Annotated in this window: 3 protein-coding genes; all 3 read left to right on the forward strand. The window is 43.4% G+C overall.

Annotation, left to right across the window (positions count from 1 at the left end):
- The coding region (locus FHL06_RS12590) for a type IA DNA topoisomerase (RefSeq protein ID WP_192917989.1) at window positions 1-1,238 on the forward strand (1,238 nt) is incomplete at its 5' end.
- A gap of 121 nt (window positions 1,239-1,359) precedes the next feature.
- The gene (locus FHL06_RS12595) at window positions 1,360-1,575 is read left to right on the forward strand and encodes a hypothetical protein (RefSeq protein WP_153386929.1); all 216 of its coding nucleotides are present in this window, start codon (window positions 1,360-1,362) and stop codon (window positions 1,573-1,575) included.
- Between the two features lie 3 nt (window positions 1,576-1,578).
- A partial coding sequence (locus tag FHL06_RS12600; RefSeq protein WP_238334045.1) for an ArdC-like ssDNA-binding domain-containing protein occupies window positions 1,579-1,862 on the forward strand: 284 nt, incomplete at its 3' end.

Raw genomic sequence — 1,862 nt, forward strand, 5'->3', positions numbered from 1 at the left:
AACGTTATCAGGCCAGTGCCAGCCAAACCTTAGCGGCTATTCAGAGTTTATATGAAGCCAAGTTGCTGAGTTATCCCCGAACGGATTGTGCTTATATCACTGATGAAGAATTTGATTATTTAGTGGCTAATCTGACGAAGTATCTGGGGTTAGTCTCTAAACAAGTCGCTTTAACCAATACCACCCCAAATAAGCGCTATGTTAATGGAAAAAAGGTTGAAGAACACTACGCCATTATCATGACTAAAGTCGTGCCGACGAAAGAGAAACTAGCCAGCTTGCCTAAATTACAGCAACAAGTCTATGACTTGGTTTTAAGAACCACATTAGCCATGTTTGCTGACCCGTACGAGTACGAAGAAACCACCATTATCACTCAGGTTGGCGACGCCAATTTTAAAGCAACCGGTAAGGTCCCAACTAAGCAAGGCTGGCAAGCTTTATTTGATGATCACAAAGCCGAGCAGCAAGAAACAGCCACTTTACCACTCGTTCACCAGGGCGACCAGGTTAAAGCAAATCTACAAACGCCGCAAAAAGAAACGACCCCACCAGTACCGTTTACCGAAGGGACATTAATCACAGCCATGAAGACGGCCGGTAAAACGCTTGATGATGAAGAAGCCCAAGCAATTCTCAAAGACGTGCAAGGCATTGGGACAAGTGCGACCCGGGCCAATGTGCTAGAAGTGTTAAAGAAACGCGGCTATCTCGTCACTGAAAAAAATAAGCTGCACGTCAGTGAAGCCGGGATCACATTATGTAAAGCAGTCGAACTCGAACCCTTGCTAACTAGTCCAGAAATGACGGCTAAATGGGAGCAAGCGTTACAGCAAATCAGTACCGAAGAACGCACCCCGGATAATTTTTTGAGCCAAATTAAGAAGTTTGTGGCGAAGTTGATTGCTGATGTTCCGACACAATTAACCGGCAGTGCAGCCATTAAGCAACAAATTAATCACCAACAGCAAGCGCAGAAAGCCGCCGAGGTGTTTTTAGAAACACCACAAGCAACTGTCATAAATAAACAAAAGTTTTACATTGTGAAACCCAAGCAAGGCGAGGACTTTACCCTACCCAAGAAATGGAGTAGCAAGACGCTCGGGAAGACCGCAATTAAAGCGTTAGTTACCAAGGGTGAAACCAGCAAATTAAAGGGTTTCAAGAGCAAAAAGGGGAAGTCGTTTGACGCCAAGTTAAAGCTTGACGGCCATAAATTAAGTTTTGATTTTGATTAGAACCTGCCTACCGTCCTTCACGTTGTTCCGGTTGGTGAACCCGTCATTTAGGTTCACTTTTATAACCCTAAAAGTAAACCCAAACAACGGGTGAGATTAGCAAAGCAAAGGAGATCATAAAATGGATAATAAATTAGCAGTCATTGGGAGTGAATTACCAGTTTTGCAGGCTAAAGGAACCTACAAGTATTTAAAAGAAATCACTGGTAACGGGGCCTATTATCAAGTGGCCTGGCAAAAATTAGCCGATGGCTACGTTGCCCTTTATGGCACGACTCCGGTTCAAATAAGATCATTGCCGACATTGAATGATACTTTTGAAGATGAGGAGGGGTAGACAATGCCGAGTAAAGCCGACGTTAAAGCCTGGAAAGCACAATTATTCGCCCAGGCTGAACAGCAAATCCTAAAATTAACTGATAGTGACCAATTTAAAAAGTATCTCAATACCCTGGCTAAATTCCACCAGTACAGTGCCAGAAATATTGACTTGATCTATGCTCAAAATCCCCAAGCGACCCAAGTCGCGGGATTTAAGCAATGGCAAACTGATTTTAACCGCACTGTTAATAAGGGTGCTAAATCCATTCGAATTGCGGCACCTATTATTAAGAAATTAACACC

Source organism: Companilactobacillus halodurans, from assembly GCF_009600985.1.
In the GTDB taxonomy this organism is placed as follows: Bacteria; Bacillota; Bacilli; order Lactobacillales; family Lactobacillaceae; genus Companilactobacillus; species Companilactobacillus halodurans.

Coding starts and splice junctions, on each gene's coding strand:
- FHL06_RS12595 (WP_153386929.1), top strand. CDS start 1,360: ATGGATAATAAATTAGCAGTCATTGGGAGTGAATTACCAGTTTTGCAG.